A 24,410-nucleotide genomic window follows, 5' to 3' on the forward strand; every position below is an offset into this window, starting at 1 on the left:
CGCGGACTAATGCTCGGTGCTGGCCTTCTCCGAGTGAGCGGACGGGTGAGAGACCGTACCATTGTGATCGAGCCTGTAGCTCCCTCGGGGAACGAGCATCTCGAACCTCGCCCCCCTTCCCTCCACCCCATTCTCGATAATCTCGATCTCGGTGATGGCAAGGATCTCCCGGACGAGGAAAAGGCCCAGCCCGGTCTTGGCCCCGAAGCCGCGTAGAAAGATGAGCGGTTTCTCCTTGCCGGTCACGCCGACGCCGTCATCGCGGTACACAAGCACCAGACGGTCGCTGTGCTCCTCATAGCGGAGCGAGATCGTGGTGATCTCGCCTCCGTGGCTCAACGAGTTGTCGATGAGGTTGTAGAACACCTTCTCCAGCATGGCATCGGCGTAGACGTACAGCCCCTCGACCTCACAGGCCACTTCGAGGTTCTCCAGGGCCAATTGGGAAACGGCCCGCCGGAAGGCCTCGTCCACCCGTATCCATGCCGGAGCCTTGATGCCGATGCATTGGTAGTCGCCGGTGAACTCGATGAGCGATCGCGCTGCCTCCGACGACCGCTCGGTCTTCTCCAGATAGATCCTGATCTTCTCCAGGTCATCGCTCTTGAGCCCCAGGGAGACATATCCATCGATCACCGCCAGGCGGTTCAGCAGGTCATGTCGGGTGAGTGAGGAGAGAATGTCCAGACGGGCGTTGGCGGCACGCAGGGCCTCCTCCGCGTTCTGCCGATCGGTTATGTCGCGCAACAGGATCATCCTCGCGCGCATCTCGCTCCGGACCCTGATGGACATGATGGAGACGTCGAACACCCGGCGCTCGGAGCCGTTACCGACAGTGAGCTCGCCACGCGGCGCCCCCCTGTCCAGCAAGGTCTTCAGGTCGGCACCGGCACAGAAGGTCAGCTCCACCGGCAGGCCGAAGGCCTTGTTCGACGGAAAGATCAGCAGGGGCTCGGCCGAGGGGTTCACGTCCACCAGCCGGCCGTTTAGGTCGATGATCAGCATGGCGTCGGGCATGCTCTCCACGACCTCTCCGCGGGCGATGGGGCGGACATCCAGCAGCTGATAATGATACAGCCCCCAAGCCATGATGGCCCCGCTGAACACGAAGGTGGCGGGGGCGAAGTCGACCGATCCGAAGATGCCGAAGTAATTCTGGGCGGCGTCCGAGAGCAGGGGCGGGATAAACGACAGGCCGATGATCGCGGCCTGCTTCTTGAACAGCGCGTTGGCCCCGATGGTCGAGTCGACCAGATCGATGATGGCCACGATCATGATGCCGTACGAGTACACAAGGTAGAACGGGTACCACACGCCCTCGGATGTCTGGAGGATCGCCGGGGTGCCGGCGCTCAACGAGTAATCGTACAGGAACAAGGTATGCCACTGCGAGGTCAGCGCCAGGGCGGCGGTGATGAGAGGCACGATGGAGATGGCCATCAGGCTCCTGTTGGTGAACCATCGTCCCCGGCCATCCAGGCCGATGAGCAGGCCGAACACCGCCACGCTGATGAACGGGGCAAAGAGGAACTTGAGATCGTTAAGAAATATTTTACCATCCAGCGTGTCGACGATAGTGCAGAGTGCCTGCAGCACCGACCACCCGGTGGCGAGAATGATGAGCATCTGAAAGAACTTCGTCTCCGGCATGGGTTCGAACCGGCGGCTGTACAAGTACAGCATCACACCGATGAGCGATGTTCCGATTAGCAGCCAGAGTAGAGGTGAGTAGGCGAGCGTGAGGTCGCACCTAAAGGGCGTTAAGAAATTATACATTAATATAAATTTCCACTTATGTTATCAAACTAGATAGGCTGACCTGGAGGGGTCAGAGGATCTCCCGCTTGCCGCCGGAGGTCGATGATGTATGCCCTGGCCTTCCTGTTCACGACCTCACGAACTTGATGTACTCCAGGGACTCGTCCTTCTGGAACGCGGCCAGCATGTTCTTAAGGTCCCCCGCCGGACCCCCTACCAGGAAGATGTCCAGGCACTTTCCGTTCTTAAGGTGGGAGTGGACCTGCGTCCGGATATTATCTTGGAAGATGTGACGCATCTCGTCAAGACCATGCCCTTCATCGGTCTTGTGGACCGAGATCATGATGCCCTCGACCTCCCCCTCCAGCTTCTCCCGTTCCCTTATCTCCGCCTCGGCCGAGCGGAGGCACATCCGGATGGCTTCGCTCCTACCTGCCAGACCCAGCATCTCCTGCAGGCGATCCAGGTCCTCGATGTTTTTGTCGGTAAGAGAGACGCTGATGACGGACATGTTGCGCATGAGAAGGCATCGTTAATAGCATATATAAAAAACGATGCTATTTTGTTAATAGTGAACTCTATATTCGTTATTATCTTATCATAGCGGCAGTGATATTAATATGAACTTAACCAAGAGATCAAGGACCATAGTGGCCGTGGCCTTGGTGGCGGCCATAGTGCTGGCCGGCTCAGCCATGGTCCTGTCGACGGCGAGATCACCCTCCTCAGATAAGCTGCAGGTGGTTACCAGTTTCTATCCATTGTACTACTTCTCATCGCAGATCGGCGGAGACCTGGTCGAGGCGTCGATGCTCATCCCCGACAACGCGGACCCCCACTCCTGGGAGCCCACTGCATCGGACATGGTATCGGTGGACAAAGCTGATGTCCTGGTGTATAACGGGGCTGGCTTCGAGCCTTGGATCGGAACGGTGCTCGACGCCGTGAACACCTCGGGCATGGTGGTCGTCGATACCAGTAAGAACGTCAGCCTCATGATGTCCGATGAGGTCCGCGAGATGTACGACGCGGCGGTCGAGGCCTACAATGCTGGCATCAACGCCACGGTCACCGCCACCGCGGATGCAACGGCTGCACCGGTGGTCAGTGCCTCCGGCTATCTCAAGGTCGATCTTGCCCACCTGTCAGACGGCTACGGTGGGTATGTCAAGGTCATATCTGCCGAGGGCGGCGACCTGCGCTTCTTCATCACCGATTCAGCGAATCTCACTATCACCGATGTCAACGGAACGGAAGTGGAGTATGAAATGAACAATGGTGCCGTGAGCTCGTACCCGATGTTTAACAGCTCCAAGTTCGTGGAGCTGGAGGCCGGGGAACAATACACCTTCCACTTCACCTCCAACACCTCGGCCAGCACGGGCCTGATATCCGTAGCCGGGGTCGAGGAGAGCGAGGGAGGAGAGGAACACCATCACGGCCTCAATGACCCGCACTTCTGGCTCGACCCAATGAGCGCCAAGGTTCAGGTGCAGAACATCCTGGCCGGGTTCATCAAGGCCGATCCAGACCATGCGTCCGTCTATCAGGGGAACGCCGCCAACCTGACCGAGCGGCTGGACAAGCTCAACCAGGACTATGTCGACGGATTGGCCAACCGCACCAAGGGCGCCATCGTCACCACCCACGAGGGATTCAACTACCTCGCCGCCCGCTACGGCTTCAAGGCCTACGGTGCCACCGGCATCTCGGCCGACTCGCAGCCCAGCGCCCAGGACCTTGCGAACCTGGTCGATCTGGTCAGGACCCTCAATCTGAAGTATGTATATTCCGAGCCGATCTACAGCGATTCGGTCATCAACACCATAGCCTCGGAGACCGGGACGACGGTGCTGGTGCTGGACGGGGTGCACGGTCGAACGGGCGTCCATGCGAACATGGACTACTTCCAGATCATGTACGCCAATCTGCAGGCATTGCAGACTGGGCTGGAGGTTTCGTCATGAAACGGTCACGCGCCCAGGCCTGATCGGTGATCTCATGGCACAGAAAGTCATCGAAGTAAGGGATATAGTGGTACGGTACAACGGAGTATCAGTGCTGGACCACGTGTCTCTGGACGTGATGAAGGGGGACTTCCTGGGCATCGTGGGGCCGAACGGAGGGGGCAAGACCACTCTGCTGAACGCGATCCTCGGCAACGTCAAGCTTGCCGGGGGGGAGGTCCGGCTGTTCGGCACCGAACTCTCGAAGTTCAAGGACTTCCAGAAGGTCGGTTACGTGGCGCAGCACGCCATCCAGTTCGATCCCCTCTTCCCGGCCACGGTAGAGGAGATCGTGCGTCTGGGCTGCGTGTCGCGCGGGCGGCTCGGTCGAAGGATCGACGTCGCCGGACGGAAAGCGGCGGAGGAAGCCATGGAGCTCGTCGGGATCACCTCGATCCGGAAGAGAAAAATAAGCGAGCTCTCCGGGGGACAGAAGCAGCGCATCTTCATCGCCAAGGCCCTGGTCAAGCGGCCGGAGCTACTGGTGCTGGACGAGGCGACCAGTGGCCTCGATGTCACGGTCCAGGACCGTTTCGTCGGCCTCCTGAAGAGGCTGAGCGAGGAGACCGGGGTCACCGTGGTGACAGTGTCCCACGACCTCTCCGGGGTGATGTGCCAGGCCAACAAGCTGGCGGTGGTGAACCGTCGGCTGGAGGTCACCGAGATCGTTGAGGGCATGGACCCGACCAAGGCGCTGCGCGACGCGTACGGGGAGCACTTCACCTTTGTGTTCCACCACGAGCGGGACGGATGCCTGATCCACAACCACGGGTGATGTGATGATTGACATCGTTTCCATGTTCGGTTACGCATTCTTCCAGCGCGCCTTCCTGGGCGGGCTGTGCGCGGCGGTGCTATGCTCGATCCTCGGCGTGTTCATCGTGCTCCGGCGCTCGGCGCTCATCGGGGAGGGTGTAGCCCACCTATCGTTCGGGGGCATCGCCCTTGGCCTGTTCCTCTCCGTATACCCGCTGGATACCGCACTCCTGCTCTCGCTAATTGGGACCCTGGGGATATCGTACCTTCAGCGGAAGAGGATCGTATACTCGGAGATGGCCATTGGGATCATGATCTCCTTCGGGCTCGGCCTGGGGGCCGTGCTGGCAAGCATGGCCGGGGGGTTCAGCGTTGATCTGTTCTCCTATCTCTTCGGTTCGATCCTGACGATCTCGTCGAGTGACCTCGAACTAATCCTCGTGCTGTCGGCGGCCGTCCTCGTCTTCGTCCTGGTGTTCTACAAGGAGCTGATGTACATGACCTTCGACGAGCAGGGGGCGAGGCTGTCCGGGGTGCCCGTGGGGATCATCGACCTGGTGTTCAACATCGTCCTGGCGTTCACCGTGGTGGTGTCGATCAAGATCATCGGCTCGCTGCTGATCTCGGCGCTGCTGATAATCCCTGCGTCCTCGGCCATGCAGCTGTCGAAGTCGTTCCGCGGCACAGTGGCCATCAGCGTGGCCTTCGGCATCATGGCCGTGCTCCTGGGGTTGGTGTTCTCCTTCATCTACGACGTCGCGACGGGAGGAGTGATAGTGCTGATCAGCATCGCCCTGTTCCTCCTGAGCGTCGTCCTGAAGAAGGTCCTGGGCACGGAGGCGGCGATGGCGGAAGGCAGGCCGACGAAGGAGGACGGCCAGGACCCGGCCCGATGACGGGCTTCCCGCCGCCATCTCCGCAGGATATGGCTGTGAGCGGGTGACGCCCATCCGCCCGGCCGTCCTGGCCGGTGATCGTCACCGGCCAACGGGGATGGATATCCTCTGAATCTTCTGCACCTCGTTGCTCCGCATCGAGACCGGCTCGGCCAAAAGGCCCTCGAGGGCCTGCGTGGCCTTGGGGTTGATCTTCATCCATGACCCTGTCATCGCGTCCTCGGAATCCCACAACGTGACGTAGGTGGCCTTATCTTCGTCGTCCGTGGACAGGAGGACGAGCATCCCCTCGAAACCGTCGCGCACTTCTCTGCTCACATTGGCGATGATGTCCAATCCCTCCTCTCTCTTGCCGGGATTGAACCTTACGTCCACAACTCTAGCGTAGACCATTTTCTTCACCGTCACGCACTTGGTCGGAACGCGTAGATATATCTCTCGATGGTCGGTGCCAGGAACTTGAAAAACCTCGCCGGTGAAGGCGGACGGGGAGTCGGGAGCGATTATTCCCAGCTACTTGACCGCGGTCCTCGGCGGGGATGGCATCAGGAACGCCCCCACGATCATCATCGCCCCTATGCCGTAGAGGGTGCCGATGATCGCCAGCATGAACCATCCGCTGATCAGAGTATAGGTGTAGCCAACGTTAGCGATCAATATGGCCGAGGCGATGATCACCAGGATCGCTCCGATCACGAGCCACGAGGTCTTCATATTTCCTCCTCCGTTTTTCATTGGATGACATAGTTAATAAAGCAGACTGGGAAGCAGGCTATGAGCCGTTCTAGCCACGGAATCAAGTTATGTGAGGACCGCGTTCACCGGTCCCGATAGAATGAGGGTCCTGGTGATCAACGGCAGTCCGCGGAAGAACGGAAACACCGCGTCGCTGCTGATGGCGATGACAGGGAGGCTGCAGGGCAGGGGGGACACCGTGGTCTACCGAGATCTGGTGGACATGAACATCCGCGATTGCATCGGCTGCAACAGGTGCAAGCGGATCGATGCCTGCGCTCTGCACGACGACATGGTCCCAATCTACAGGGAGCTGAGGGAGGCCGACGCCCTCATTATCGGCTCGCCCATATACGTTGGCGCAGAGACCGGGATAACTAAGTGCTTCCTCGACCGCATATATGCTCTCCTGGCGCCGGGGGACGGCCCGCAGGGTGTTATCACCAGATTGCCTAAGGGCAAGAGGGCGTTCGCCATCTTTCCCTGCCGCCGGCGGAACGGTGCTACGCTGTACGCGGACATGGTCAGGCGATACGAGGAAGTTTTCGGGATGCTGGGCATTGACGGCAAGGCGATGGTGCTGCCGGAAATCCACGGGGACATGGATGTCCTGGGGAGCGAGGTCGGCCGGGGGGCGCTCGAAGCGTGTAAAAACTTCCTTCTTCAGCCACGGAGCCCGGAGGCTGGGGGGCCGTAGGCGATGGAGGTTCGGGTCTCGGAAAGGACGATTGCCTTCGTGCTCTATCCTGGAGTAACACTGCTGGACCTCGTTGGGCCGCTGGAGGTGTTGAGCAAGCTCCCCCCGCCTTACCGCGCAGTGGTGGTCAGCTCAAGCAAGGTGCCGATGGACACCAGCCTTCCCCTGGAAGTCGTTGCCCACAAGACGTACGAGGAGGTGCCCCACCCCTATGCGATCATTGTCCCGGGCGGCAGCGGCGGGGCCATACGGGCCATGGGCGACCAGAGGCTCCGCGATTATCTGCTCGAGGTTGACAGAACGGCGAGCGCGGTCGGCTCGGTGTGCACCGGCTCGCTGATCCTCGCCGCGGCCGGTCTTCTCGATGGCAGGAACGCGACCACGCACTGGAGCTACGCTTCATTCCTGGAACGGCTGGGCGCTAGGTATGTAAGGAAGAGATGGGTGCGAGATGGCCGGTACATCACCTCCGCCGGGGTCTCCGCAGGTATCGATATGGCGCTGCAGTTCGCTTCCGAGCTGGTCGGAAGCGAGGCCGCAGGGAAGATCCAGATCGGGCTGGAGTACGAACCTGAGCCGCCACTGGGACCGATCGACTGGGAGAAGGTGGATATCGCGGAGAGGGAGGGCCGGATCCTGGACAAGATGCGGAGTGAGCTAGCGCACCGGCCGGACCTGCTGGCAAGGCTGGGGATCGAGAGCGACCGATCCTGAGCGCGAGGACATTTCAAAACCAATGAAACGTTACCGGTTTTGTCAGCCTACACGCGCTCGGCCTCTACAGAAATGTCGATACTACAAACGCTCGACACCACGATGAACAGCATCGCCATCATCAAGAACTGACCGATGCTCGTTAACCTACTGACCTTCGTCATGACCACCCACTGAACTGTTCATATAATATTTTTTATTTTATACACTGCCATCAGAGCTGGCGACGCCGCGAGGATGCTGCGATCTTTTTTCACCAAGCCCACTTTGCTGCGTTCTGCAGGGTCCGCCGAGCATTCGTACAGAGGGGTCCGGCCAAGGTATAAGGTCATCATCCGACATTGGGCCGCGGTCCGAGGCGGTGCAAGCGTGGGGTTCGACAGCGAGCAGTGGATAGGTGAGCTGGTGGGGCGACTGGAGGAAGAGTTCGGAGACAGGGTGCTTTTCATCGGCCACACCGGGAGCTACGCCCGGGGGGAGGCGACGGAGGAGAGCGACGTCGATGTCAACATTGTCCTTGACCGGCTGACCATGGACGACCTGGACGCGTACCGGCATATCATTAGGAGCATGCCGCACAGGGACAAGGCCTGTGGGTTCATCTGCGGGAGGGAGGAGATGAAGGCGTGGCCAGCGCATGAGCTCTTCCAGTTCACGCAGGGGTGCAAGTTGCTCCGCGGCTCGCTGGACGGTCTGATCGCTACGCCGGGCGAGGAGGACATCGCCGACAGCATCAGGAACCTGGCCTCCTCCGTGTACCATCTGTGCTGCCATAACTACCTCTTCAGTGAAGAGACCGACGATGCGGCGGAGGGGATGAAGGACGCGTACAAGGTGGCCTTCTTCGCCATGCAGGAACTGGTCTTCCTTCAAGAGCGCAAGTACGTGCCGACCAAGAGGGAGCTGCTCCTGCATCTCGATGCAGAAGATCGGCGGGTGCTGGAGACCTGCATGCACTGGGCCGAGCTGGAAGATGATCGAAGGGACCGCCCTGAGCACTATTTCTCGCTGCTCAAGGACTGGAGCAGCAGGATGCTTGGAAGCGTAAGGAAGGCATAACGCTGGCGGCGAGAAGGGCTGCTGGTCGAATGTCGCTTTTTGCACGCCGCCGGGCGGTAAGGTGTAAAGGCGGACGGAACGGTTATCTTGACCCTCCTCGCTAGGTTCAGCGTGAACCTCATGCACGACCGGTACCTCGCCTCGTCCTTGATCATCGATTGTGACCATCCCACTGTCCTCGCCAAGGCGAAGGATCTCTCCGCTGGCTTGGACAACGATGTTGAGATCGCACGCCGGTGCTTTGGGTTCGTGCGCGACGAGGTATATCACAGCGGCGATCATCACATGGACCCGGTGACGCTCCGTGCCTCGGAGGTGCTGGAGCATCGGACCGGTTTCTGTTACGCCAAGGCTCACCTGCTGGCGGCACTGCTCCGGGCGAACGGGATACCGGCCGGGCTATGCTATCAGCGCATCGCCTGCGGCCGGGGATTCTGCCTCCACGGACTGAACGCGGTGTTCCTGAAAGATCACGGATGGTACCGCGTGGATGCTAGGGGCAACAACGAACAGGTGCGCTGCGAGTTCATCCCGCCGACGGAATCGCTTGCCATCTCTCTAACCCAACAAGGGGAGATGGACCTGCCAGACATCTTGGACGAGCCTCTGCCGTCGGTGGTCAAGGTGCTAACCAAATACTCGAGCTACCTGGAGGTCTTGAGGAACCTGCCGGACATCGAGGTCGTATCGACACGCTGAGAAAAAGATGGTTTAGAGGCGAGGTAGCCGATCGGACGCTCGCTCCATCGCCTTCATCGTATTAACACCTGGACCTCGGTCAGGAGGTCCTTCTCCGATGTCTCCTTGGGATCGCTGAGGTAGAGCTCCCGGCCCGGCAGGTGTGCTCGCAAATCGTTCGCGTCCAGGTATTCGTGGACGCGGCCCCAGGCACTTCCGATGTCCTGGATTCGGCCGCGGTGCAGCATGGTGACCGCTCTGCCGCCTTCCAGCGTCTGCATCGTGTACCTATCGTTAACGGAGACGCGGCCGTTGATCGGGATCGCTACCTCGACATCGGCGTCGTTCTCCTTGTACTCGTGGTCGTGATAGATGGCCATCGGCGGGCCGCAAATTCGCGCCTCTGGCTGCTTGACGAGCATGTCGCAGATCTCATTGATGAGGCGTGGTATCGCTTCTTCGTACTTTCCCTTCTCCCGTCGGGAGACAACTCGAATCGGGGGGAGCTCCTTGATCTTCGCTTCTTCGTTGTTCATGTCGATCATCTCTTCGAAGGTCTTGTTGTCGAGCTCCACCATGATCGATCTTAGTTCGTCCATCTGTTTTTGGACCTCTGCGGTGCGCCGCTTGACGGCATCGTCCAAAGCTGCGCGGTCCGATCGTTCGTCCATCACATCAAGGACGATCTTCATGTCCTGGACCGCGAACCCCAGGTCCGCCAGCTTTTTCAGCAGGAGGCCTCGCCGGATCTGCTCGTAGGCGTACATTCGATAACCGGTGATCTCCTTCTTCGCCGGGACGAGCAAGCCCTTCTCGTCGTAGAAGCGCAGCGCCTTGACGCTGAGCCGGGTGATCAGGGAGAAGCTCCCTATGGTGAGAAGTCCGTTGCCGTCGGTCATGGTGGTCTGGATGACGATGTGCGGGATAATACATTAACGACCGGAATCCGCCCCGGGGGAGAGTTGAGGCCGCCATTGCCTAAGGCTCCGACGGAGGCCGACACTTCGACCCATTCGAAAAAGATGAAATATCTTGCCAGACATGGCACGACCACACGCGGGGGTAGCCAAGCCGGCCAACGGCGCGGGACTTAAGATTCCGTCCTTAGTGGTTCATGGGTTCGAATCCCATCCCCCGCACTCCTAGACTTATTACTCTATGACTGGACATTAATCGCAAACGATTTATTTCAAAGACAAGATATCCTTCTGGGGGAAGTTAACGTCCAAAGCAAGCTTAGTCCTGCCGATCATTGCCTTCGCACTTATTTCGGTGATTCTGCTTGGCAGTACGGCCAACGTCATAGCCCAGCCATCGGCCATTGAAAAATGCTCTTCGGCCATCGACAATGATCCTCAGAGCTCGGGCCAGAGCAATTACTCCACGTCATCGAACTATGGCCACCTTCTCTGGAAGTATGAGTCCGGTAACTCAAATAATTGGGTAACCCTAGATTGGTTCCTCAGGCCGCCCATAGCAATGGGGGCAGATAACACGGTCATCCTCGAGGTTGGGGGAAGCCTGTATGCCGTGAGGAACGGCTCATTGGTTTGGCAATATCATGTTACTGACGAACAAGGCCCAGTCTGGAGGACGATATCCCCGCCTTGCGTTGATCCTAATGGCCATATTTACGTGGGCAGCTACGACAAATTTCTCGTCGCCCTGGACAAGGATGGCAGCCTTCTGTGGAAGTATGATGCAGGATATCTAATCGATTCTACCCCCGCGGTCGGTCCTGATGGGACCGTGTACGTAGGGACGACGGTCAACGGATGGGATGGGAACGAAAGTCTTCACTACTATCTTCACGCGGTCAATCCCAACGGAACCCTGAGGTGGAAGGTGGAGACTGGCCCATGCTCGGAAAGTGCTGTCGTGGTGTCAAAGGATGGCACGATCTACATGATCTCAGGGGCTAGCAGTTCGAGATGGGATCAGAATGCTCGATCGCTATACTCGATAGATCAGAATGGGAGCGTCAACTGGGTGCTGCCTTTGGGCAATAGAAGTTTCCTTCCCCCTGCGGTCGGTGATGACGGAGTGATCTACCTGAACACCTGCGATATTTTCGATGATACCGCCGACCCCTTTCTTTACCTGGAGGCAGTCCTTCCGAACGGAAGCGTGTCGTGGCAACTGAATGTGAATAATATCTGCCATTACTCGTCGGGCATGTACGGCACGCCCCCGGTCATTGCCGCTGACGGCACGATCTACATAGGGATCTGTGATGGCATTGCTGCGATCAATCACAACGGGACGTTCAGGTGGAACTATTCCATCGACCGCGGCCATGCCTCCACGCCCTCCATTTCTAAGGAGGGGACTATCTTCTTTGGATCGATAGGACACGACGATCCCGATAAAGGCAACCAGGGTTACGTATTTGCACTAAATCCAGATGGCTCCTTAAAATGGAAGACCAAGGTAGTTGATTATGCACACTCCAACACTATCATCGGAGAAGATGGCACAGTCTACGTTGCTGCCAACGGCAACATTTTCGCCATCAATGGGGGTACCTCTCCAGAAGCAATGATGCTTGTGACGATAATGGCGATAGGGATGGTATTCGCGGTATTGGCGGCGATCATCGTATCATTGAGGAGGGGTAGGAAGAAACCATCGTCCTGATGTTGGTAGCCAAGCATCTGATTCGGCCAGTAGAATTCAATGAGCGATGCGAGGAGTCATGCCATCTTCTTAAGGTACCATAATCTCTACGTCAGATGCTCCGGAAGGGGCCCAGCTCCCTAAAGCTTGCTCATGAGATATGTTTCAAAATCTGTAGGGAGCCGGATGGGCTCGGCCGTCTCCACCTTCGTCTCACCATCGATGACCGCCTTGGTCATCAGCACAAGGTTCCTGGCAGCGTCTGGTGAGAATCCCGCCTGCACCAAAACACTCTCCCAATCCCTAGGCAAGGTCTGTCGAGGCAGGACATCCCTTTGCATGGCCTCGGCGAAAGCTTGTGCGATATCATTGGAGCTATAATCACGAGGGCCCATTATTTCAAGGACGCTCTGTCTTGGAGCATGTCCGATCATGGCATCGGAGAGGAAACCGGCCACATCTGGTGGGGCCACCATTGGCACTTTGAGATCGACCGGAAAGAAGGTCGGTAAGATTCCATCATCTCTTACCGTCCCGATATATCCAAGCCAGTTGCTGTAATAGTAAGCAGGGCGGACGATGGTATGCTCGATATCGAGATCGGAGAACGTTCTCTCCAAAACATAAGACGCTTCCAGATTGCCTTTTCCTCGACCGTTCTGCGCCCCAAGTGAAGAGAGACCAACGACTCTCGTCACTCCTGCCCACATGAGTGCCTCCCGGCAATTATCCATCATGGTGCGGATGTCCTCAATGCAGTTTTCGCAGCGTGGGTTCTCGGGAGTAAACACGAACGCGGCATCCCCGCCCCTGAACGCCTCCTTAAGGGACTTCAGGTCGAGCATGTTCGCAGCGAGTACCTCGGCTCCCTGCTCTCGGATCTCACCCAGCTTTTGCAGGTCCCTCCCCACTGCCCTGACCGGTTTGCCCTTCTTTAACAACATCCCGGCCAGCATCGAGCCTATCTGCCCGGAGGCCCCCAGCACGACGAACATGATCTACACCTTCGGGCCATTTTTCCACATCGCCTCTCTCAATGGGCTGTGATTGAATGCCCATTGGCTAAAAGGACTTCGACTGATCATGGCGGGCTAACAAGCAGCACAACGCGCTCAAGGATTCTAATCTTATATCCAGCTACAATTATTCTTAAAAGTCAACACGAGCGATATCGCCATGGAAGGGATGGTGGGCACATGGCTTCGGCGTGCAGCTCGGCGATGGACTCGTTCTTGATCGAAGTGCAGAAGGTCGGCCTCTTAGGCCGCCTGTTCTCTTGGGGCAGGATAAGAAAGCTCAGCTACGAGGCGAGCAATGAGTACGCGCTTCTAAAAAGCCAAAGGGACGGTGCGAGCCAGCAGGTCGCGAGCTTGAACCTGCTGCTCGAATCGGCGAAGAAGGAATCAGAGACCAGCAACCGCGAGGTCATTAGAATTTCGAACGAGCTCGCCAAGTCCCAAGCGTCGCTGGAAGAGATAAGGAGCATCTTGAACGACCGCGTGATGCGGATCAAGGAACTAGAGGCCGGCGTCAGCGGGAACCTGAACCAGATCGCTGAACAAAGAGCCCAGATCGTCAAGCTGCTCCGTCAGATCGAGGACAAGAACGCCGAGATCACTGTCTACGAGGGCAAGCTGGCCGAGGCCGCTACCGCCAGAGACAGCATATCCGTCCGTGTCAAGGAGCTCGAAACCGAGCTGTCGAGCAGTAAGAACAAGCTCGATGAACTCACCTCGGCACTGGCCGAGAGAGACAAGAGGATAACACAGTTCGAGAGCGTACAAGAGGCCAGGAAGGAGGAGCACATCCAGAAGCTCGCCGAGGTACAGGGCTTCATGGGTACGCTCAAGGAGGACAAGGCCCGGCTGGAAAAGGAGAGAGAGGACGAGATCGCCTACAGGTTCGAGGAAATGAAGCAGACCTGGCTGAACCACGAGCGCCGAGTGGAGGAGACGCTCAAGGCACTGTGCCAGAGGCATACCATCGAGTACCTGGGCAAGGACAAGGTGCCGTTCAAGGGCAAGCCGGACAATACGCTGAAGATCTGCGAGGAGTTCGTGGTCTTCGATGCCAAGAGCCCGCAGGGCGATGACCTCTCGAACTTTCCCGACTACGTAAAGAAGCAGTCGGGCGAGGTGCAGAAGTACGTCAAGGAGAAGGACGTCAAGAAGGACGTGTACCTCGTGGTTCCGACCAACACCATCGACCTGTTCGAGGAGCACACCTTCAACCACGGCGACTTCAAAGTCTTCGTGGTCACCATCGACTCCCTGGAACCGATCATCCTGAGCCTCAAGAAGATCGAGGAGTATGAGTTCCTCGAACAGCTGAGCCCGGAGGAGCGCGACGACATCTGCCGCGTCCTCGGCAGGTTCAGCCATCTAACGAAGCGCCGCATCCAGGTGGACTCCTTCTTCTGCAACGAGGCGTTCAAGGCGCTCAAGGAGTGCGATTGCCTGCCGGAGGACATGGCTCTGAAGGTAGAAGAGTACGAGAAGGCGACATTGCTCAACCCCAACAGGGAGGATAGGAAGAAGCTGATCTCCGAGAAGGTGCTGCAGAAGGCGGTGGAAGAGGTGAAGAAGGACTCCGACTTCCTGGACCTTGATACGTCGGAGGAAGTGTGCGGAGGCATTGCCGAGATGCCGCTGATGAAGGAGAAGAGGGTCGAACGGTAGTTCCGGCGGGCGCTACTTCTTCCTAGCCATCACTTAAGTTCGAAGACTGGAAAAATCGAGTGGGAGAACGATCCCATTTGATGATTCAGCAATTATAAGTAAGAAAATAAAAAACTGGGGCCGGTTTAGAACCGGTCCTTCGGCTTGTGCTTCTGGAAGCAGTCCCTGCAGTAGACCGGCCTGCCCTCGGTGGGCTTGAACGGTACCTGGGTCTGGCATCCACAGTCGGAGCACTTAACATCATGCATTTCGCGGGGTTCGCGGCTGTAGCCGCCTCTGTTGTTTCCGTACATTACTATACCTACTTTGTCTCAAAAAATCCCTAGAGATCTCTGATACGGAACAACCTAAGGGCTACTAGTATATAAACCGGCCTATTGGCCGGGCTGGCCAGGAGCTGCAGCCGGGCCGCGACCGCCCTCATGTGGGGCGAGGACCCGACTGCGAAACCATTCGGTACCGGACCACGATCCGCTCACCTGTAGTCCAGCGCGGTGTCGAGGGACCTAGGGATCAGAGGGCCGAAGTGTACATTGCGCTCTTCAGTTCAGCATATCGGGGCCGCATGTATCCATAGTTCAAGGGCGATCAGATCAAAGCTCGCTCTCTGCCATAGGACAGAACAGCCTTTCCTTCTTCTAAGGTTACGGTGAATCCGTCGAGGAAGCCCAGCAGGCCCTTTGAGGCGATATCGTAGTCCAGGTAGTTCACCAGCACCGGTGTCAGGAAGAGATCGTGTCCCACGTAGATGTCCAGGCAATCGGACCTCTCCTGAAGGTTCTTACGGACCCAGCTGATCAGCGCCTCAGTGCCTTGAGGCACCGGAGCCATGGCCTTGGCCGGGATGCGTCCGTTGACCCATTCAACGGCGAACCTGTTCAGCCCCATGACTGCCAGGTGCTTGTCCACCTCCTCCTCGTTGAGGACATAGGTCCCCGGCCTGCCCAACATCGTAGTGACGGTGACCGCAGCATCAAAGCCAGCACCCTCGGCGATCAGGGAGGCGGTGTCCACGCAGCGCTGCACCGGGGATGAGAACAGACGAATGTGCTTGCGATGGCCCAATCTCTTGCCCAGCGCTCTGGCCATCTCTCTTCCCGCGGAGGTGAGACCATCCGAGTGCAAAGCCACATCTGCACCGTACCGCGCGGCGTGCCTTATCAGGAGGGCCCCTCGGGGTGTGCAGTTCAAAGAAGCTAGTTCCGGAACCTCACATCTGGCATTCCGTTCCTGGGAGCTTTGATCGTCCGGTCGCATCGATCCCATGCGAAGTTCTTCAGGTTGATAAAGGATATTATCGCTGGACTGTTGATCGTTTCAAGGAAATCGCCATCGTCCCTCACTTATCGGGGAGAGGAGATTATTATCTGGTAATGCTGTCCGGTCCGCGTGGAGAAGAAGAACATCGAGGAATTGTCGAATATCATATTCGGTCTGGCACTGACCGTCGGAACGCTAACGCTGGTCAAGCCGGCCGAGGACAGCTTTGGCGAGCTTCTCCATATCCTGAGCAGCTTTGCTCTATCCTTCATTGTCCTGCTTTGGTTCTGGTGGCTGTACATCCGGACCATGAGGGGCATGGTCATGAACAGCCAGGTGAAGTACGGATTGAACTTCGTTCTGCTGTTCCTCGTCGTCATCGAGCCCTATCTGCTGACCATTGTCGATACTGTTTCCGGCGCGACCGCCTACGCCATCGATCTGGGGACGGTCATGGTGGTCTTCGTCTTCTTCTGGCATTTCATGCGCAAGGAGACCCCTCTTACCGACGAGGCTAGGTTAGACAAGCTGAGGAGGGGCCGCAATTCCATGCTCTTGAGCGCAGCGATATTCTACGCCTCCACCCTGGTGCAGCTCTTCCCCCCTATCGCCTCAAGTGGGGCCCAGGGGCTGATCTGGTTGTTCGTGCTGGTGGTGGCGATGGTCTATCGGCTGAGGGAATGACACCGAGATAAAATGGAAGAAGTTTACCGTCCCGATGCCACACCGGGACGCGGCTGCTCTGCTCCGGTGACCTCAGTTTCCGAGCTTGCGGCTGAAGATGATCGCGGCGATTCCGAGGATCACGGCCGAGGCGATGAGGCTGATGGCCACCGTTATCTCCAGGGGGGCCATCTCCTGCAATGCCGGCAGGACCGCCAAAGCGGAGAGCTGGTTACCGCCGTAGATGGTCAGGATGACCCCGACCAGCACCGTCCTCACCAGGCTGCCGAAGAGGACCGCCGCGGCGCAGGTAATGCTTGCCATGGCCAGTGTGACCATGAACGGCTCGTAGAGCGCCCCCAGGTCCACCGCACCGCTGCTGACCCAGTCGTAGCCGTTCGCCAGCACCAGGGCCAACGCCGCGGCCACCAGGACGCAGGCGAGCACCGCAACGTACTTCGCAAGGAGGAGGTGCGAGCGCCTCACCGGCCGCACCAGGAAGAGGTCGAACGCGCCCTGGGAGCGCTCGTTGATGATGCTGACCGAGAGCGTGGTCGAGGCCAGCAGACCGGCGGCGGACGACACCACCATGGCGGTGAACGCCCCCAGGGGCATGCCGACGTCTGGAGAAAGGAAGTACAGCAGCACTGCCAGGAGGGGAAGGCCGACGAACAGGACCGCCATAACCTTGGAACGGTAGAAGCCGTTCAATTCGTCCTTGACCAGAAGAGCGAGGCTCAGTTCGATCCCCCCACGTAGGCCAGGTAGACGTCCTCCAGCTTGGGGTCGTGGCGGTTGAACGACCTAATGTTGCATCCGGCCTTCATGAGCGCCTCGATGATCCGCGGCACGGTGGTGTCCCAACCGTCCTCGTCCTTCAGGTGAGCGACCAGGCAGCCGGCGGACGGCTGCCTCAGGTCCACTCCCGGGAGGGCAACCGATCTCCACTCCCCCTTGTCGTTGACAAGCTCCACCACTAGCTCCGAGCGGAGGGACACGATCTTCTCCAGGCCCTTGATCGGCCCGGTGTAGCGGACCTTCCCGCTCTGCAGCAGGCCGACCGAGTCGGCTAGGTCCTCCACGTCGGAAAGTATGTGCGACGAGAACAGGATGGTCGTCCCCGAAACCCGCAGCTCCCTGATGATGTTCTTGAACAGGAAGCGGCTCGCCGGATCGAGCGCGGCCATGGGCTCGTCGAGCACCAGGACGGACGGCTCATGCACTATGGCCTGAGCGAAGCCCAGCTTCTGCTGCGTCCCCCCGGACAGCTTGCCGACCTTCCGGTCCCGGTACTCCTCGAGGCCCAGCTGCTTAATGACCTCGTCCACCCGCTGCTGTAGGCGCTTCCCCTCCAGCCCGGAAAGCCGCCCCAAAGTGAGCAACGCCTGCTCCGCGGTCCTCCACTCCTGGAACGCCGCCTTCTGGGGCAGGTAGCCGACCTTGACCTTCTGGTGGGCATCCCTCAAGCTCATGTCCACTCCGGAGATCATTACCCGACCGCTGTCGTAGGGGGCGATCCCGAGCAGGGAGCGGATGATGGTCGACTTCCCCGCTCCGTTCGGACCGATCAGCCCAAACACCGTTCCCGCCTCCACCTTGAGCGTGGCGTGGTCCACCGCCCTCGTCGGTCCGTAGCTCTTCACCAATTCTTCGATGCATATCGATTCCAAGTCGAACACCTGCTTGCAGGTCAGCGTACTGTGCCGGAGATCTTCAGCCGATGTTCGCCGCGGTGATGAGGAAGCGGTCATCTTCCGCCAAGATCTGACCTGAACGTCCACCGATCGGTTGATTTTCAGGTCGCGGCGAAGCTAGCCAGTCATCTCGCCCGGTCGGCGACGAGCTTGTCCACCCATGTCGGATAAATGCGCATATCGTAGAACAGGTTGGAGTACAGGGATTCGAAGTCGCTGTTTGAATTAATGGAACTCTCCGCCTCCTGCAGCTCCCGTAGGTCCCGGGCCCACATCGAGAACACCATCAAGCCCGGCTCGACGTTGGAAGCGGAAATGCCGAGGATATGCGGATCCTTCCGATTCATCATCGCCACCCCCACCTTCTGCGGCGACCGGTCCGGGCGCAGCTTGGCATGGACAATGGAGATCGGATCCCCGGAAGAGGTGGGGACCCAGTCGAGGACATAGAATACCGACTGCTGCTCCTCGAGGTTCTCCAACCTCCGCCTCACCGTCTTGGGGGTGGAGCCGACCTCCTCGGCGACTTCATCGAGAGGCCGTCGGCAGTCCTGCCACAGCGCGTGGACGATCTTGTGATCGAGCTTCGAGAGAGGATCCTTGACCGGGGGCGGGCCGACCATCGCCATGAACACGACCTTCAGATCCTCGATCCTGCCAGCCTCCCGAACGAAAGCCTGGTAGCTCTGCATCTCCTCGTTGGAGCGCACCTGGGCATCCACGTAGAGGAACTGCCCCCCGGCGGCGGTAAGCCTGGAGGTGCAGATATGGTTCCCAATATGCTCCATCGTCGCCGCCATGCTCGTGGTCAGGGACCGGCCGTAGAGGGAAACGAACCCCCCGCCGGTCACCTGGGGACCAAGGCGGGTCCGGAACCCCACGATCACGCCCTTGGATATGAGCTGCTGGATGCGCTTGTGCGCTCCGTTTACGGAAAGCGATAGGCGGTCGGCCAGGTCCCGGTACGGCAGCCGCGGGTCAGCGGCCAGCTCCTTGGTGATCAGGATGTCCGTTTCGTCCATGTCCGGCCCCCGAACATCGTTCTAGGGGTAATAACCTGCCATGGTGCGAGCTGGTCGGTCCGGGTCAGTTCGCCGTCACGCCCTGATCTGGCCCCTACCATAGCCCATATATCGGCCCGATGAAGAAGAACGCGATCAATCCGATTGAATTGTTGAACCCGTGGGCGAGCACCGGCGCCCACAGATTGTCGCTGAACTTCAACCTGGTCAAGCTGAAGAAGACCGCGTCCAGGGTCGTCACCACCACGCCGATGGTTCCCTGTTCAGTATGAGCGACCCCGAACAGCAGCGAGGTCAGGACGACCGCGATGATCACTCCGAGCAGGCCCCTGCCGACGATGTCCCGTGTCCTCACCTGGAGGTAGCCACGATAGACGATCTCCTCTCCCAGCGCGGCCAGCGTCCAGCTCGCCAGCAGGAGGAAGGCTAGGCTGCCGACGTTGCCCTTCAGCCCCTCGAACCCGCTCAGGTCCTGGGTCGTTCCGGTGAGGTGGTTCAGCACCGGCATGGTGAGGCCCAGCTGCAGTATCGTCCATCCGACGGTCAGGGCGAAAACGATCAGTGCCATCCTCAGCGGCCGCTCCGTCCGCCTGAACCCTAGTGACCTGACCCCCTGGCCCCGGGCCAGCGTCGTGACGGCACAGACCGCGAGCAACACCAGGGTAGGGACGAACAGGTCAAGAGCGATGACGACGATGGCGATTATCAGTTCGGCTACCGATACGATCCTCCACGCTGCATCCTTTTTCATTCCGCACCCGGATATTATTCGGGGATAAAAAAACGTCCACCATGGTCCGGGGGCGGCGAACCGCACTTTGAGTGCCTCACCCCAGGGCGGCTCGACCGCTACCGCCCGGTGACGTCCTGGTTGATCCCGACCACTTTGAGGACGTTGCCGCACGCGTCCTTGAGAAGGCCCACGCGCACGATGACGTCCCGGACCTCGCCGTCCCGGCGCATCATGCGATGCTCGATCTGCAGGTAATCGCACTGCCACCGCGTGCCGGTCATCATGAACTCCAGCACTCGTTCGACATCCTCCGGGTGCACGAACTCCCGCAGGTAGGTCTCGGCGTCCATGGTGTATCCGCCCTCGCACTCCGCGGTGGTGCCCAGCAATTCGTAGAAGATATCATCGAACACATAGAGGTTCGTCCGCACGTCGAACTCCCAGCTCGCGATCTTGGCGAGGTCGATGGCCATCCGGGCCTGCAGCTGTCTCACCCTCAAGTGCTCCTCTGCCACGTGCCGGGCCACCGCTTGCCGGACCTTGTGCGCGAGCTCGGCGAACTGCACCTCCAGGTCGTAGCCCTTTTGCACGTAGCAGGACGCGCCCCCGTTGTACGCCTCGATGACAACCTCCTCCCGGCTCCGGCCAGAGAACAGTATGAACGGGATGCCCCCGTCCCTCTCCCGGACCATGTGCAGGAACTCAAGGCCATCGATCTCTGGCATGCTGTAGTCGGAGACCAGCGCATCGTAGCTCTTCGAGGCCATCATGTCCTTGGCCTCCCTCACCGAGGTGGCAGTATCGACCGTGAAGTCCCCAGTCTCCTCTAGGAAGGTCTTGACCAGGTCGAGGGAGTACCCCTCATCGTCCACGTACAGCATTTCAATCATGGCGTGATGTGTTCTCCGGCATTGGAATCCAAATATATATTCTTTAGATGTCCGCCCTGGACGGTCAGCGGCTGGCCACGACGAACAATCGCTTGAAGGGGAAGAGAACACGGCCGTCGCCACGTGACGGGTAGATCGACCTCAGTGCCTCAAGAACGTGAGCCTTGAACTCCTCGGTTCGATCGTCAGGCAGCCGATCAAGGTACGGCCGCAGGCCGGTGGACCCCACCATGGCGACAATGTCATTATGATCATCCATCACGTGGAAGTACTCGGTCGCCCACATCTGGACCTCATCGGCCAACGGGGACAGGACGTCGTAGTAGAACATGTCGGAATAGAACGAGAATCCCGTGCGGACCTCGCCCAGCAGGGACGCCCACCGCGGCGAGGCGGCCAGGTCGGCGATGGCCCGTGAGATCGGCATATGGTCGTACTGCGGGATCTGGGCCGCGAACACCCCCCGGTCATTGAGCATGCGGAACAGGCGAGGGATCAGAATATCATGCGACGGCATCCACTGCAGCGAGGCATTGGCGAAGATGAGGTCGAAGTTGCCGAGGTCGCCGAGGTCCCCACAGGCGTCCCGCACCAGGAACTCCATGCCTGAGCAGTCGTGCCTGGCCTTCTCAATCATGGACGCCGAGCTGTCCAGCCCGATCACCTCCGCCGTCGGCCACCTGTTCCGCAGCGCGGCGGTGCTGTTCCCCGGCCCGCAGCCTAGGTCCAGGATGCGCTTAGGGGCATCCGACCTTACCCGGGAGATGAGATCGTGGACCGGTTGGGTTCGCTCTTCGGCGAACCTGAGGTATTGCGTGGGGTTCCAATCGGACATCGGGCACCTGGACGCTCCCGATAGTCCTTAATCGGTAATGAATTGATATGCCCGGCTGCTCTTGGTCATAATCGCCGAAAAAATGGGTCGCGTGTCGTGCTGAGCATCTGTGCCAGGGCGATCGTCCGAAGCTGCATAATATTGAATAACCATGGCCTTAATTAATAATCATGGATGTCGGAGTCCTTCCTTCTCGTGACCGTCCTGCTCGGGACGCTGCTGGCCTATAGCCTGGTGGCCGGAAGGCTCAAGGGTGGCATCCTGACCCCGCCGATGATCTTCCTAATGGTCGGTCTGGCGGTGAGCCCCCTGGCTCTGGGGGTGCTTCACTTCAACGAGAACCGTGAGCTCATCATCATCTACGCCGAGTTGTCCTTATCCATCGCCTTGTTCAGCGATGCCGCTTCGGTGAACTTCAAGGCTGTCCGCCGGAACCGTTTGCCGGTGAGGCTTCTGCTCATTGGGCTGCCCCTCTCCATCTTCCTGGGCCTGGTCCTGGCGCTCGCCACTTTCACCGGCCTCTCGTTCGGGGAGGCTGGACTGATAGGTGCCATCCTCGCCCCGACCGACGCAGCTCTGGGCCAGGCGATACTGCACGACGAGCACGTCCCCGAGAGGATACGCGAGGCGCTGGACGTGGAGAGTGGCCTGAACGACGGCGGATCGATCCCGTTCTTCGCCCTGTTCATCTCTCTGGCCCAGGAGCAGGCCGGGCAAATATCGCTGGGGACCTGGGTCGTTTTCTCGGTCGAGCAGATAGGGTTCGGCATTCTCGTCGGAGCGCTCATCGGCTTCATTGGAGCGGCGCTCATCAACCGTTCGATCGATAACAATTGGATCAACCAGAGGCGCCGTCCGATCGCCCTCATCGTCCTCGCGCTGCTCTCATTCTTCATGGCGGACATGGTCGGAGGCAGTGGATTCATCGCCGCCTACGTCGCCGGCCTGACCGTGGCCGCTTACCGTTCTAGGATCACCGAGGAGCTGGTCGAGTACGCCGAGGTGGAGGGCGAAGCCTTGAGCCTCGGGGTCTTCTTCATCCTCGGCCTGGTCTTCGTGGAACTGGTGCCCAACGTTACCTGGACGATAGTGGTGTACGCGCTGCTCAGCCTCACCCTGGTGAGGATGCTGCCGGTCTGGATATCGCTCATAGGCGCGAAGCTGAGGGTCCGGGACAAGCTGTTCATGGGATGGTTCGGCCCGCGGGGGCTGGCGTCGGTCGTGCTGGTCATCATCGCCATCGGCGGGTATGAGAACATCCCGGGGATGCTCACGGTCGTCACCACCGGCCTTCTGACCGTGGTCCTCAGCGTCTTCGCCCACGGCATTTCCGCCGCCCCTCTGGTGAAACGTACCTATTCCTCTAAACACGATCGGGGTCGGATCGGAGCTTCGGACGAGGGCGAGACAGCGAAGTGAAATGGGCAACGATAATATGGTTCAGAGTCGCTTAATGCCGCGAGGAAAGGTCACATGGAAGAGGTAACGATCAACGTCAAGGGCATGAAGTGCGGCGGCTGCGCGAAGAGGGTCGAGGAAGGTCTCAAGACTCTGCCGGGAGTGTCCGCGGTGGCCGTGGACCTCAAGGGCGCCAAGGTCAAGGTGTCGCTGGATAAGACGAAGACCACCGTGGAGCAGGTGCGCCAGAAGATCAAGGATACCGGATACAAGGCAGAGTGAAGGGCGGACCCAGGATCGCCGCCCCCGATTATCCGGGGCAGCAATTGTTCTCGTGACGGTGCGAGGTCCCGACCGAGCCCTTCGTCTACTTCATTTAAGCTCATCTTCCCGTCGATCGGCACGCTGGCAGTAATCCTCGGAAGATGTCTGGCCTCGGACGTGGCCGCCTGTCTACCTACCGGACGGTAGGTATAAGTAGAGGACGCATCATACTCTCGAACAGATCACCTGCCGGGTGGTAGGGAGCAGGAGTGGCGTGGTGAACATGGCCGGAAAGAGCAACGGGAACAAGGGGACGCCGACCGACGCGTCCGGGGAGAAGAGCACGAGGTCCAGGATATTCGATGTCTCGGTCGATCTCTTCGCCCAGAAAGGCTTCGACGCGGTCACCATGCAGGAGATCGCGGACGCGGTCGGTATCAAGAAAGCGTCGCTGTACTATCACTTCGAGAGCAAGGACCGGATCCTCGATGAGATCCTCAGCTACCCCATGCAAAGGCTGGGTGAGATCGGCGGGGAGGTGGGCGCGTACAACGAGCAGCTGATCGTCTCCGATGGCCTGGAAGGCTTTCTCGCCCGATCGCAGGAGGTCGTCCTCAGCTGGATGGAGACGCCCTACATCGAGAAGATAATGCGGATCATCTTCGTCGAGCTGTACCATAACGACCGCATCAAGGAGTTCTTCGGAAAAGCCGTCCTCGATGCCGCCAGTGTGTTCTGGGAACAGAATTTCGCCATCATGATGAGGCACGGGCTGATCACGGAGAAGGACCCCAGGGTGCTGATGGGCGAGTACCTTTCCTTCTACAGCCACACCTGGATGGAGTACTTCCTCTTCCGTTACGGGCGGACCGCAGGTAACTATCGACAGGAGTACGAGGATCAGTTGTCCGAGCACACCCGGTACATGGTGTGGGCCTTGAAGCCCGAGGCCGACGGCTGCAAGAGCTGATGCCGATGCCTGCCTTATGTGCTGACCGGATATCGAGACCTGCACGACGCATCGATGTGCTGCCCTCAATGACGGCGGAAGCGACGTA

General features: G+C 59.1%; 28 protein-coding genes and 1 tRNA gene. 14 read left to right on the plus strand and 15 right to left on the minus strand.

Translation table 11 applies throughout. The features are described 5' to 3' along the window. Positions 1-6: 6 nt before the first annotated feature. On the minus strand, positions 7-1,776 hold the full coding sequence (locus SA339_02435; protein ID MDW5562057.1) for a histidine kinase N-terminal 7TM domain-containing protein: 1,770 nt from the start codon (positions 1,774-1,776) through the stop codon (positions 7-9). Between the two features lie 109 nt (positions 1,777-1,885). Continuing rightward, a complete protein-coding gene (locus tag SA339_02440; protein ID MDW5562058.1) occupies positions 1,886-2,278 on the minus strand; it encodes a ribbon-helix-helix protein, CopG family in 393 nt (130 codons plus the stop codon). A 100-nt stretch (positions 2,279-2,378) separates the two neighbouring features. Here SA339_02440 and SA339_02445 point away from each other — a divergent pair, with 100 nt between their 5' ends. Genes SA339_02445 through SA339_02455 form a run of 3 tightly spaced genes read left to right on the plus strand, consistent with a single transcriptional unit; the run spans position 2,379 to position 5,416 of the window. Continuing rightward, positions 2,379-3,725: a zinc ABC transporter substrate-binding protein gene (locus SA339_02445; protein ID MDW5562059.1), complete on the plus strand. Its 1,347-nt coding sequence runs from the start codon at positions 2,379-2,381 to the stop codon at positions 3,723-3,725. Between the two features lie 34 nt (positions 3,726-3,759). After that, positions 3,760-4,539: a metal ABC transporter ATP-binding protein gene (locus SA339_02450; GenBank protein MDW5562060.1), complete on the plus strand. Its 780-nt coding sequence runs from the start codon at positions 3,760-3,762 to the stop codon at positions 4,537-4,539. A gap of 4 nt (positions 4,540-4,543) precedes the next feature. Next, positions 4,544-5,416 carry a metal ABC transporter permease gene (locus SA339_02455; protein MDW5562061.1) on the plus strand — a complete coding sequence of 291 codons (873 nt, stop codon included), beginning with the start codon at positions 4,544-4,546 and terminating at the stop codon, positions 5,414-5,416. Between the two features lie 81 nt (positions 5,417-5,497). Here the strand turns inward: SA339_02455 and SA339_02460 are convergent, their stop codons facing one another. Both SA339_02460 and SA339_02465 read right to left on the minus strand, forming a co-directional pair. Next, entirely contained in the window at positions 5,498-5,824 is a 327-nt protein-coding gene (locus tag SA339_02460) for an antibiotic biosynthesis monooxygenase (protein MDW5562062.1), read from the minus strand. A gap of 105 nt (positions 5,825-5,929) precedes the next feature. Beyond that, the gene (locus SA339_02465; GenBank protein ID MDW5562063.1) at positions 5,930-6,130 is read right to left on the minus strand and encodes a hypothetical protein; all 201 of its coding nucleotides are present in this window, start codon (positions 6,128-6,130) and stop codon (positions 5,930-5,932) included. Positions 6,131-6,221: 91 nt separating this feature from the next. On the opposite strand from SA339_02465, the gene SA339_02470 reads away from it, so the two are divergent. The 4 genes from SA339_02470 to SA339_02485 all read left to right on the plus strand — a co-directional run bounded on the left by SA339_02470 (position 6,222) and on the right by SA339_02485 (position 9,320). Beyond that, a complete protein-coding gene (locus SA339_02470) occupies positions 6,222-6,848 on the plus strand; it encodes a flavodoxin family protein (protein MDW5562064.1) in 627 nt (208 codons plus the stop codon). A gap of 3 nt (positions 6,849-6,851) precedes the next feature. Then, positions 6,852-7,562 (plus strand): DJ-1/PfpI family protein, encoded by a 711-nt coding sequence (locus SA339_02475; protein MDW5562065.1) that lies wholly within the window; start codon positions 6,852-6,854, stop codon positions 7,560-7,562. Positions 7,563-7,931: 369 nt separating this feature from the next. Next, entirely contained in the window at positions 7,932-8,621 is a 690-nt protein-coding gene (locus SA339_02480) for a nucleotidyltransferase domain-containing protein (GenBank protein ID MDW5562066.1), read from the plus strand. 87 nt (positions 8,622-8,708) lie between these two features. Then, complete coding sequence (locus SA339_02485) at positions 8,709-9,320, plus strand: transglutaminase-like domain-containing protein (protein ID MDW5562067.1); 612 nt, start codon at positions 8,709-8,711, stop codon at positions 9,318-9,320. Between the two features lie 53 nt (positions 9,321-9,373). Here SA339_02485 and SA339_02490 read toward each other — a convergent pair whose 3' ends face one another. Beyond that, on the minus strand, positions 9,374-10,198 hold the full coding sequence (locus SA339_02490; protein MDW5562068.1) for a MerR family transcriptional regulator: 825 nt from the start codon (positions 10,196-10,198) through the stop codon (positions 9,374-9,376). Positions 10,199-10,355: 157 nt separating this feature from the next. On the opposite strand from SA339_02490, the gene SA339_02495 reads away from it, so the two are divergent. Next, positions 10,356-10,438 (plus strand) — tRNA-Leu (locus SA339_02495). A 45-nt stretch (positions 10,439-10,483) separates the two neighbouring features. Here the strand turns inward: SA339_02495 and SA339_02500 are convergent. After that, positions 10,484-10,642, minus strand: coding sequence for a hypothetical protein (locus tag SA339_02500; GenBank protein MDW5562069.1), 159 nt, complete (start codon positions 10,640-10,642; stop codon positions 10,484-10,486). Between SA339_02500 and SA339_02505 the strand changes: the two genes are divergently transcribed. Further along, positions 10,572-11,936: a PQQ-binding-like beta-propeller repeat protein gene (locus SA339_02505; protein ID MDW5562070.1), complete on the plus strand. Its 1,365-nt coding sequence runs from the start codon at positions 10,572-10,574 to the stop codon at positions 11,934-11,936. The two genes, SA339_02500 and SA339_02505, sit on opposite strands and share 71 nt — an antisense overlap. Before the next feature lie 119 nt (positions 11,937-12,055). Here SA339_02505 and SA339_02510 read toward each other — a convergent pair whose 3' ends face one another. Then, positions 12,056-12,910, minus strand: a complete 855-nt coding sequence (locus SA339_02510) for an NAD(P)H-binding protein (protein MDW5562071.1) — start codon at positions 12,908-12,910, stop codon at positions 12,056-12,058. A 201-nt stretch (positions 12,911-13,111) separates the two neighbouring features. On the opposite strand from SA339_02510, the gene SA339_02515 reads away from it, so the two are divergent. Then, positions 13,112-14,593 carry a hypothetical protein gene (locus SA339_02515; protein MDW5562072.1) on the plus strand — a complete coding sequence of 494 codons (1,482 nt, stop codon included), beginning with the start codon at positions 13,112-13,114 and terminating at the stop codon, positions 14,591-14,593. 125 nt (positions 14,594-14,718) lie between these two features. Here the strand turns inward: SA339_02515 and SA339_02520 are convergent, their stop codons facing one another. Beyond that, entirely contained in the window at positions 14,719-14,886 is a 168-nt protein-coding gene (locus SA339_02520; GenBank protein ID MDW5562073.1) for a CxxC-x17-CxxC domain-containing protein, read from the minus strand. Positions 14,887-15,181: 295 nt separating this feature from the next. Next, positions 15,182-15,859 (minus strand): histidine phosphatase family protein, encoded by a 678-nt coding sequence (locus tag SA339_02525; protein MDW5562074.1) that lies wholly within the window; start codon positions 15,857-15,859, stop codon positions 15,182-15,184. A 123-nt stretch (positions 15,860-15,982) separates the two neighbouring features. Between SA339_02525 and SA339_02530 the strand changes: the two genes are divergently transcribed. Beyond that, on the plus strand, positions 15,983-16,537 hold the full coding sequence (locus SA339_02530; GenBank protein MDW5562075.1) for a TMEM175 family protein: 555 nt from the start codon (positions 15,983-15,985) through the stop codon (positions 16,535-16,537). Between the two features lie 72 nt (positions 16,538-16,609). Here SA339_02530 and SA339_02535 read toward each other — a convergent pair whose 3' ends face one another. The 6 genes from SA339_02535 to SA339_02560 form a co-directional block, all read right to left on the minus strand. Next, positions 16,610-17,227, minus strand: a complete 618-nt coding sequence (locus tag SA339_02535) for an ABC transporter permease subunit (protein MDW5562076.1) — start codon at positions 17,225-17,227, stop codon at positions 16,610-16,612. Positions 17,228-17,253: 26 nt separating this feature from the next. Continuing rightward, a complete protein-coding gene (locus tag SA339_02540) occupies positions 17,254-18,186 on the minus strand; it encodes an ABC transporter ATP-binding protein (protein MDW5562077.1) in 933 nt (310 codons plus the stop codon). Between the two features lie 149 nt (positions 18,187-18,335). After that, a complete protein-coding gene (locus tag SA339_02545; GenBank protein MDW5562078.1) occupies positions 18,336-19,232 on the minus strand; it encodes an AsnC family transcriptional regulator in 897 nt (298 codons plus the stop codon). A 94-nt stretch (positions 19,233-19,326) separates the two neighbouring features. Beyond that, on the minus strand, positions 19,327-19,983 hold the full coding sequence (locus SA339_02550) for a type II CAAX endopeptidase family protein (GenBank protein MDW5562079.1): 657 nt from the start codon (positions 19,981-19,983) through the stop codon (positions 19,327-19,329). A 98-nt stretch (positions 19,984-20,081) separates the two neighbouring features. Beyond that, positions 20,082-20,855 carry a response regulator gene (locus SA339_02555; protein MDW5562080.1) on the minus strand — a complete coding sequence of 258 codons (774 nt, stop codon included), beginning with the start codon at positions 20,853-20,855 and terminating at the stop codon, positions 20,082-20,084. A gap of 64 nt (positions 20,856-20,919) precedes the next feature. Next, positions 20,920-21,690 carry a methyltransferase domain-containing protein gene (locus tag SA339_02560; GenBank protein MDW5562081.1) on the minus strand — a complete coding sequence of 257 codons (771 nt, stop codon included), beginning with the start codon at positions 21,688-21,690 and terminating at the stop codon, positions 20,920-20,922. 174 nt (positions 21,691-21,864) lie between these two features. Between SA339_02560 and SA339_02565 the strand changes: the two genes are divergently transcribed. The 3 genes from SA339_02565 to SA339_02575 all read left to right on the plus strand — a co-directional run bounded on the left by SA339_02565 (position 21,865) and on the right by SA339_02575 (position 24,322). Then, positions 21,865-23,109: a sodium:proton antiporter gene (locus SA339_02565; protein ID MDW5562082.1), complete on the plus strand. Its 1,245-nt coding sequence runs from the start codon at positions 21,865-21,867 to the stop codon at positions 23,107-23,109. A 54-nt stretch (positions 23,110-23,163) separates the two neighbouring features. After that, entirely contained in the window at positions 23,164-23,370 is a 207-nt protein-coding gene (locus tag SA339_02570; GenBank protein MDW5562083.1) for a heavy-metal-associated domain-containing protein, read from the plus strand. Between the two features lie 235 nt (positions 23,371-23,605). After that, the gene (locus SA339_02575) at positions 23,606-24,322 is read left to right on the plus strand and encodes a TetR/AcrR family transcriptional regulator (protein ID MDW5562084.1); all 717 of its coding nucleotides are present in this window, start codon (positions 23,606-23,608) and stop codon (positions 24,320-24,322) included. Positions 24,323-24,410: the final 88 nt, after the last annotated feature.

The sequence above is a fragment of the Methanomassiliicoccus sp. genome, from assembly GCA_033485155.1.
GTDB lineage: Archaea > Thermoplasmatota > Thermoplasmata > Methanomassiliicoccales > Methanomassiliicoccaceae > UBA6.